We start from the raw sequence: 8,842 nt of genomic DNA, 5'->3' as shown, positions 1-8,842 counted from the left end.
AGGTCGAGCAGGTCCTGTTGAACAGACATAAAAAATCCGATGCCAGAGGTCTGGCATCGGATTTTCGGGGAAGCCCGGCTGGGACTCAAATACTTAAGTGAACAGCATTACGCCATTGCGCGGGCCTTTTGCTGCCTGCATTGAGCCCGTGACGAACCGATTTCAACTGTGATTCAACCGCTTCGTAAAGTGAAACTGGCGGCGAGAAGCAGAATTGACAGCGAACCCGGCCGATACGCAGTGGTCATAACAGCTGATGGCAGCGCAAATGTTCAGTGGCCCAGGGCGACTTCACTCACGAGCGATGCCAGCAAATTCACACATTTCAGGGCGCGCCGGATAACCTCAGTGGGTTCGGTTCCTGCATGAAGCAGGCACTTGCCGCTGCTCTCATCCCATGCTCCCTCAGCGGAGTACGCAAATGACTCAATCAATGAGGTTCTTCCTGTCGTTCTTCCTCGCGGCTGCAACATTGGCATCGGCCAGTTTCCTGAACAATGCCGGAGCGGCTACCGCCGAGGATCTGAATGCCGACGCTCGACAAGCGTTGCAGACTCTCAACAAGACCCATCCTTTTTCCGAAACCATCTCGCACAACGCCAAGGCTGTGCTGGTTTTCCCGAAAATCATCAAGGCGGGTCTCGTGTTCGGCGGCAGCTATGGCGAAGGCGTTTTAATGAAGGGCACGAAAGTCGAGAACTACTACAACTCCGTCAGCGGTTCATGGGGGCTGCAGGCCGGCGCCCAGTCGTACGGCTATGTGGTTTTCCTGATGACCGATAAAGCCGTGAAATATGTCGCTGAAACCAAGGGTTGGGAAATCGGTGTAGGGCCAACGGTTGTCGTGGTGGATGAAGGGGTTGCGAAGAACCTGTCCAGCTCGACGCTCAAAGACGACGCCTACGCGTTCATCTTCGACCAGCAAGGATTAATGGCGGGGGTCAGTATCGAGGGAACGAAGATTTCTCTGATCAAGCGCTAGCGTCAGCCGTTTGATTGACCATCGGGAGCGTGATGACGGCCTATGCCAACCCGGATGGGTTTTCCCGTTCAGGCTAGGCTGTCCTCACTCCTGGCGCACGGACGTAGCTGATGATTAGGAAGCTATCTGGACGAGCAAGGCTGGCATTGGCTGTATCGACCGTGACGCAAAAGTATGGCGCGGCGCACCAGGCCTTCCTGATCGTGCCGCTGGTGTGTGGCTTTTTCATTGACCTGGTCAATGCCGTGATCATCAGCCTGTTCAGTGGCCTATAGCGACCCACCTCGACTCTCGGACGACCAGACACACTGAAAAAAGGAAAGCAGACGAAAGGACCAGCAGGATCGATGCCGCAGGGATAGGCTCAAAGAAAGAGTGTGCCCCTGCCCTGATCTGGCGGGGTACGATCTCAAATACACCTCTTGCTACAGGGGAACCGGGATGACGGGAAAAACTGCGCGTCAATGCTCGCCATGGATCCTGCTTTCCCTGCTCGCCATCGACCTGGTACTGACAGCGGGATGTTCAGGCAAAGCCACCACGGCTCGCTATTCAGCCCCAAACACGGGTTCAACCTGCTATGCAAAAGCCCTCCCCACTGTCGGCGAAGGCGGCCTCGCCTGGGCGGACAGCCTGGACATGGCTCGCCAGAAATCCCTGGATAATTGCATCCGCTATGCGGGCCGATCCGGCGGCACGCCGAATACCTGCCACGTAGTGATGGCAGAATGCAATCATTGATAGGGCGGTTTTTCATTTCTGCGCCGCTTTTGCATTTCTGTGCGACAGATCCCACTTCAGGGGCTCCCGTTTCACACGCTCGTGGTGGTAGTTTGCAAATGTTTCTGATCAAACGATCAGATATTTCTTACAAACCGCCTGCAAAGGAATGCCCCCTGCAATGGATTTTTCACTCAAGCACCTGGCTGCGACCACCCTCATGCTCGCCAGCCTTTCGTCGTTCACCAGCGCTGCCCACGCCAACATCACGCCACAACAGAGCGCGATCATCCTCAAGACCTTCAGCGATACGTCGGTCAAGGATTTCAGGCAGTTCCTCGCAAGTCTGGCCAAGAGCGATATCGCCAAGACCGACGACCTCGGCCCGGCCGTCCGTGCGTTCCAGGGCAACAAGACGCTTACCGCTGAGCAGCAAAACCAAATCCATCGCCTGCTTGGCCTCTATGCCCGGGTGAAATACGGCAGCGCGGCCACCGAAACCTTGAAGGAGCTGGTAGCCATTCCAACCGTGCGCGTGGACGGTGTTGCCCAGCACGACAATCCCGAATTTCTCAAGATTGCCGAGAAAATCAAGGGCCTCGCCCAGGCGTTCAACCTGAACTTTCGCAACATCGATAACCGCGTCTATGAAGTCTCCCTGGAAGGCGCTGGCGATGAAGTCGTGGGCATTCACGCCCATGCCGATGTGGTGCCGGTGACGCCGGAGAACTGGGTGCTGCAGGACGGCACCCGCCTCGATCCGTTCAAGGTCACTTTGGTCGGCGACCGCATGTATGGCCGCGGCACCGAAGATGACAAAAACGGCATCGTGGTGGCGCTCTACGCCATGAAGATCATCAAGGAAGAGCAGCTGCCGCTGGCCAGGAACTTCAAGCTGCTGGTCGACACCACCGAAGAGACCACGGGCGACGCCATCCCCTACTACTTCGAACGCAACCCGACCCCCAACTACAACCTGGCGCTGGATGGTGGCTACCCGGTGGTGATCGCCGAGAAAGGTTACGGCACGGTCATGGCCAGCTTCGCCAAGCGCACCGCGCAAGGCAAAGGCGCAGAAATCACCTCGATGACCGGCGGCCTGGCCACCAACCAGATACCGTCGACATCGGTCGCGACCCTGGTGACCGACAAGCCCGCCGAACTGGCCGCCCGCCTGCAAAAGGCCGGCAGCGAGTATGCCAAGCGCAACGGCGGCAACTTCGAGGTCGCCGCCAAAGTCGACGGCAAGGACGTCAAACTGACGGTCACCGGTGTGTCCGCCCACTCCTCCGAGCCCGAGTCCGGCGTCAACCCGGTGGCCAGGATGCTCGACTTCATCAATAGCCTCGACGGCAAGGTCGCGCTCAAGCACAACCAGATCACTGACGCCGCCCGCTACGCCGCCGACAACTGGGGGCTGGACTACCTGGGTGGCAAGTTGGGGGTCGGTTTTGCCGATGAGTTCATGGGCCCGCTGACCACTTCCCTGACCTATGTCGGGATGGATGACAAAGCCTTCAAACTCGCGGTCAACCTGCGCGTGCCGAAGGGTAAGACGCCGCAAGTGCTCAAATCCGAAATCGCCGGAAAACTGGACTCCTGGAGCAAGAAGACCCGGATCGCACCGACCTTCGACCTGTCGATTGCCGAACCGATGTACCGCAACCCCGAGGGTGAATGGGTCAAGGCCCTGCTCGCGGTGCCCAGCGAAAACCTGGGCATGGAACACAAGTTCGGCACCTCCGCCGGCGCCACCTCCGTGCATGAACTGCCTAACGGCGTGCAATTCGGCCTGGCCATGCCGGACGTCAAATACACCGGCCACAACGACAACGAGTTCAAGACCACCGAGCAGTTCCTGCTGGACCTGCAGATCGTGACCGAGATGATGGGCCGCATCGGGCAATTGCCGAAACTTTGATGCCCTATCGGACCCGCCACCCTGGCGGGTCCATTGCCTTCACTTCCACTCCCAAATCACATGCCGCCCCTTGTAGGAGCGAGCTTGCTCGCGATGGAGGCCAACGATGACGCGGGAAACCAGACTTACCGCGGCGTCCTCTGGTTTTTCGCGAGCAAGCTCGCTCCTACACAGGGTGGGTGGGCGCACGTGCCCGGATTGATGAACAAACCTCATGAACCCTTGCCGATTTACCCGTCTAGTGCTCATCCGTTAGCTCGCTTACTGTTTCCCCAGCGGTCCTGCACCCAGCCGATATCACTGACGTGCAGCCTGACCATCAAAAGCGGGAGATTGAAATGCACAAGCGCAAACTCGGAAACAGTTCCCTTGAAGTGTCTGCCCTGGGCTTGGGCTGCATGGGCCTCAGCCATGGCTACGGCCCGGCTACCGATACCCGACAAGCCATCTCGTTGATCCGCTCGGCCGTTGACCGAGGCGTCACCTTCTTCGATACCGCCGAGGTTTACGGCCCGTACCTGAATGAACAAGTGGTGGGTGAGGCGCTGGCGCCGGTTCGCGATCAGGTGGTCATCGCCACCAAGTTTGGCTTTACCTTTGGCTCCGACAATAAACAGCAGATTCTCAACAGCCGCCCGGAACACATCCGGGTCGCCGTCGAGGGCTCGCTGCGCAGGCTCAAGACAGACTTCATCGATTTGCTTTACCAACATCGCGTCGACCCGGACGTGCCTATCGAGGATGTCGCGGGTGTGGTGAAAGAGCTCATCCTGGAAGGTAAGGTCAAGCACTTCGGTCTTTCAGAGGCGGGCGTGCAAACCATTCGACGTGCTCATGCTATCCAGCCTGTTACAGCGCTGCAAAGTGAGTACTCGTTATGGTGGCGAGAGCCTGAGCAAGAGATTCTTCCGACACTCGCGGAGCTGGGTATTGGCTTCGTGCCCTTCAGTCCCCTGGGCAAGGGTTTTCTCACTGGCACCGTGTCGGCAGATGCCTCCTTCGGTAGCGACGATTTTCGCAGCATCGTTCCCCGCTTCAGCCAGCAGGCGCTGCAAGCCAATCAAGTGCTGGTGGAGCTGATTCGCAAGATCGCCGCGCAGAAGAACGCGACACCGGCGCAGATCGCGCTCGCCTGGTTGCTCGCACAGGCGCCGTGTATTGTGCCTATTCCCGGAACGACCAAGCTGCATCGCCTGGAAGAAAACCTCGGCGGTGCCAGCATCACACTCACTGACGCCGAGCTCAAGGCCATCGATGCGGCACTGGCGCAGATCCGCATCCACGGCGAGCGTTACCCTGAGGCCCTCAAGGCTCGCGTCGGGCGCTAACGGAGCATTGTCATGAGCAAGGATCACGATGCGCTTCGGCGCACGGTCATCGCCGCGCTCGCGAGCGCCCCGCTGCTGTCGCTCGCCGACACGCAAACCGGCAGCGAACCGCACCGCTCGGGGTCTCGCACCCTGGTGGCGTACTTTTCACGCTCCGGCAATACCCGAGTCGTTGCCGGACTCATCCAGCGGGGACTTCGTGCCGACCTCTTCGAGATCCGCCCGGCCAAGCCCTATCCCGACGATTACCTGGAAACGGTGGAGCAGGCGCGCCAGGAACGCGACAGCGGCTTCGAGCCAGCCCTGGAAAGCAAGGTTCGGGCAATGGCCGCCTACGACACTGTGTTTCTTGGCTTTCCGATCTGGGGTGAAACCGCTCCGCCGATCGTGCGTTCGTTCCTGACGGCCCACGACCTGAGCGGGAAAACCATCATCCCCTTCAACACCCACGGCGGCTACGGGCTGGGCAATAGCCGCAGCGTCCTCGGAAAACATGCGCCCACGTCCAAGGTGATGGAAGGCTTCGTGATGGAGGGTGAGCAGGAGCGCAAGACCATGGAACGCTTGAACGCCTGGATGAGCGACAGCCATCTGACACGTTAATGCGCCGTGCAGGGCGTTGAACTGTACGCGTCTCGATTTCTGAATGGGAGCAGCCTTGCAGTTGGCTAACCCGCCTTTAGGAGCAACATTGATGAATCCCTTGATCGCCCCTCTGGTTGCCTTATCCCTCATGGCAGGGGAAGCCTGCGCCCAGTCCTCCAACGAGATCCGGATCACCCACGCCGGCTCTCAACCCTCCATCAAGGGCGCGGCGGAAAACTTCACGGGGACGGTTCGGGTTGATGGCCTGTTCAAGGGTGATTCCCCGGCCCGCATCGGCGGTGGCACGGTGACCTTCGAACCCGGCGCACGCACGGCCTGGCACACCCATCCGCTGGGGCAAACGCTTATCGTCACCGCCGGGGTCGGCTATGTGCAGCAAGAGGGCGGCCCACGTCAGGAAATCCGTCCGGGAAACATTGTCTGGATCCCGCCGCAAACACGTCACTGGCATGGCGCGACGGCCACCAACGGAATGACTCACATCGCCATCGCCGAAGCCGAGGACGGCAAGGCTGTCACCTGGGCGGAAAAAGTCTCGGATGCGCAGTACCAAGGTCAATAGCCTGCGCTGAGCAATGGATGGAGCCTTTCACGATGACCACTGACACACCGATCGCACATCACAAGACCGGCCCCCTCCCCGCGCTGATAGCCCTGTGTCTGGGCCTTGGGTTGATGTCGGGTGTTGCCACCCAGAAAGCCGAGGCGTCGCAACCCATGACCAGCACACAATCCGCGGCACAAACGCTGTCGGCCAGGCAACAGGCCATTCCACTGATCGCAGCGTTCATGGCAACCAGTGACATGCCCAAGCTCAACGAAGCCTTGAACCAAGGCCTGGATGCCGGCCTGACGGTCAGCGAGGCCAAGGAAATCCTGGTACAGCTCTACGCCTATGTCGGCTTCCCGCGCAGCCTCAATGCATTGAACGAACTGATGACGGTTGTGCAAGCGCGCAAACAACGTGGCATTCACGATGAGCCTGGACGCGAACCCAGCCGTGCCATTGCAACCGGTGAGGCGTTGCTCGCGGCAGGGACGGCCAATCAAACCCGAATTTCGGGTGGGCCGGTCAAGGGGCCGGTGTTCGATTTCGCCCCGGTCATCAACCAGTTCCTGCAAACCCATCTGTTCGGCGACATCTTCGAGCGCGACAACCTTGACTGGCAAAGCCGCGAGCTGGCGACCGTCGGGGCGCTGGCCGCGACGCCGGGGGTGGAATCGCAGTTGCGCTCGCACATGCGGGCGAGCATGCGGGTTGGACTGAGCGAGGAACAATTGCACCAAGTCATCGCGGTYCTCACCGAGCACGGCGATGAACAAGCCGCCAAACGTGCAAGCGCAGCCCTGACACAGGCACTTGCTGCCTCGGGAGGTTGAACATGAAGACTGGAAAAAACCTGCTGAGCATTGCCCTGCTGAGCGTGCTTGCCGCCTGTGCAAGCCACTCCAATGCCGCCGCTCCCTTGATGATTCAGGAGCAAGGCAGCTTTGCCGCCGGCGGGACGATGATCACAGCACCGGGTTCGTTCAATCCGCGTAAGCCCATGACGCCAGACGGCCAAACCTACCACGGCGACCATGCCTATACCTTCTACCAAATCCCGGTCGATGCGCGAAAACTGCCCATCGTCATGTGGCACGGCGCAGGCCAGTTCTCCAAGACCTGGGAAACCACCGCGGATGGCCGGGAAGGTTTCCAGAATATCTTTCTGCGTCGCCAGTACGGCGTGTATCTGATCGACCAGCCGCGTCGCGGCGATGCCGGGCGCAGCATGGTCGAGGCGACGGTCAAGCCTGTCCCGGACGAGCAACTCTGGTTCAACCAGTTCCGCATCGGCCTGTGGCCCAACTATTTCGAAGGTGTGCAGGTTGCCCGGGATGCGCAAACGCGCGACCAGTTCTTCCGCGCGATGACGCCGAACACCGGTCCGYTCGACATGGGCGTGGTCTCCGATGGCGTGTCGGCAGTCTTCGACAAAATCGGCCCCGGCATCCTGCTCACTCACTCACAGGGTGGCGGACCGGGTTGGTTGACGGCGATCAAGAACAACAAGGTCAAGGCCATCGTGGCTTTCGAGCCGGGCAGCAGCTTCGTCTTCGCGCAGGGTGAAGTACCCGCGCCGATTCCCAGCGCGTTCGACACGGTGCAAGGCGCAGCGGTGCCGATGGATCAGTTCATGGCGCTCACACGCATTCCGATCCTGATCCTCTACGGCGACAACATCCCGGAGCAAGCTGTCGACCTGCCAGCCCAGGACAGTTGGCGCGCCCGCCTTACGATGGCCCGGCTATGGCGCGACGCCGTCAACCGGCACGGCGGTGACGTGAGGCTGATCCATTTGCCGGAGATTGGCATCAAGGGCAATACCCACTTCCCCATGTCGGATTTGAACAATGTGCAGATCGCGGACCTGGTGTCCGGCTTTCTGACAGAAAAACATCTGGATTGACGGCTACAGAACATTTTTCAAACGCACCCTTTCAATGCTCCGGAGACTCCTATGAGAAACACCATTCTGAAAGCCTCGCTGATGGCCGCCATCGTCGGTATGTCTGCCGGCGAAGCCGGTGCCGCCGACTACAAAAAGAACCCGTTCACCCTGGCTTACGACGGCGCAATTACCAAGAACGAACCCGGCAAGGTCAACATCCATCCGGTCACCTACAAGCTCAATGGCCTGGACATCGCTGCCAACGTCTACACCCCTGCCAACTACGATGCGAAGAAGGTCTACCCGACGGTGGTGGTGGCGCATCCGAATGGTGGTGTGAAAGAGCAAGTCGCCGGTCTGTATGCCCAGCGACTGGCTGAACAAGGCTACATCACGATTACCGCCGATGCCGCGTATCAAGGCGCGAGTGGCGGACAGCCGCGCAGCATCGACAAGCCGGCGTACCGTATCGAGGATATCCACGGCATGGCGGACTTCATCACTCAGTATGCTGGCGTCGACGGCAAGCGTCTGGGCCTGCTCGGCATCTGCGGTGGCGGCGGCTACTCGTTGGTCGCGGCGCAAACCGACAAGCGATTCAAGTCGGTGGCGACCGTGAGCATGTTCAACTCTGGCCGGGTGCGCCGCAATGGCTACAACGACTCGCAACTGGACACCATTGAGCAACGCCTGCAACAGGCTTCCGCTGCCCGCGCTCAAGAAGCGGCTGGCGGCGAGGTGCTTTATTCGGGTGATGCCAACCTCACCGACGAGCAGATCGCCAAGCTGCCGTTCGCCTTGTATCGCCAGGGTTACGAGTACTACTGGAAGACGCATGCGCACCCTGACT

At 59.8% G+C, this 8,842-nt stretch carries 9 protein-coding genes and 1 pseudogene; all 10 read left to right on the top strand.

Translation table 11 applies throughout. The annotated features are described in order from the left end of the window. Nucleotides 1-421: 421 nt before the first annotated feature. Nucleotides 422-982 carry a lipid-binding SYLF domain-containing protein gene (locus AC1DVH_RS22090; protein ID WP_477755602.1) on the top strand — a complete coding sequence of 187 codons (561 nt, stop codon included), beginning with the start codon at nucleotides 422-424 and terminating at the stop codon, nucleotides 980-982. A 152-nt stretch (nucleotides 983-1,134) separates the two neighbouring features. Further along, a pseudogene (locus AC1DVH_RS22085) lies at nucleotides 1,135-1,257 on the top strand (sodium/glutamate symporter); the annotation flags it as partial. Nucleotides 1,258-1,423: 166 nt separating this feature from the next. After that, nucleotides 1,424-1,723, top strand: a complete 300-nt coding sequence (locus AC1DVH_RS22080) for a hypothetical protein (RefSeq protein WP_477755601.1) — start codon at nucleotides 1,424-1,426, stop codon at nucleotides 1,721-1,723. A gap of 160 nt (nucleotides 1,724-1,883) precedes the next feature. Then, nucleotides 1,884-3,623: a dipeptidase gene (locus AC1DVH_RS22075; protein WP_477755600.1), complete on the top strand. Its 1,740-nt coding sequence runs from the start codon at nucleotides 1,884-1,886 to the stop codon at nucleotides 3,621-3,623. A 338-nt stretch (nucleotides 3,624-3,961) separates the two neighbouring features. Beyond that, on the top strand, nucleotides 3,962-4,951 hold the full coding sequence (locus AC1DVH_RS22070; RefSeq protein ID WP_477755599.1) for an aldo/keto reductase: 990 nt from the start codon (nucleotides 3,962-3,964) through the stop codon (nucleotides 4,949-4,951). 12 nt (nucleotides 4,952-4,963) lie between these two features. Continuing rightward, nucleotides 4,964-5,554 (top strand): flavodoxin, encoded by a 591-nt coding sequence (locus AC1DVH_RS22065; RefSeq protein WP_477755598.1) that lies wholly within the window; start codon nucleotides 4,964-4,966, stop codon nucleotides 5,552-5,554. A 91-nt stretch (nucleotides 5,555-5,645) separates the two neighbouring features. Continuing rightward, nucleotides 5,646-6,119, top strand: a complete 474-nt coding sequence (locus tag AC1DVH_RS22060; RefSeq protein WP_477755597.1) for a (R)-mandelonitrile lyase — start codon at nucleotides 5,646-5,648, stop codon at nucleotides 6,117-6,119. Nucleotides 6,120-6,151: 32 nt separating this feature from the next. Continuing rightward, complete coding sequence (locus AC1DVH_RS22055) at nucleotides 6,152-6,937, top strand: carboxymuconolactone decarboxylase family protein (protein WP_477755596.1); 786 nt, start codon at nucleotides 6,152-6,154, stop codon at nucleotides 6,935-6,937. A gap of 2 nt (nucleotides 6,938-6,939) precedes the next feature. After that, nucleotides 6,940-8,010, top strand: coding sequence for an alpha/beta hydrolase (locus AC1DVH_RS22050; protein WP_477755595.1), 1,071 nt, complete (start codon nucleotides 6,940-6,942; stop codon nucleotides 8,008-8,010). 51 nt (nucleotides 8,011-8,061) lie between these two features. Further along, nucleotides 8,062-8,842 (top strand): alpha/beta hydrolase (locus tag AC1DVH_RS22045; RefSeq protein ID WP_477755594.1); only part of this gene is annotated, 781 nt, incomplete at its 3' end.

This window comes from Pseudomonas sp. P4_C3, assembly GCF_056402075.1.
Note: the sequence above shows the minus strand (reverse complement) of the source record. Positions and strands in the feature narration are given on the sequence as shown.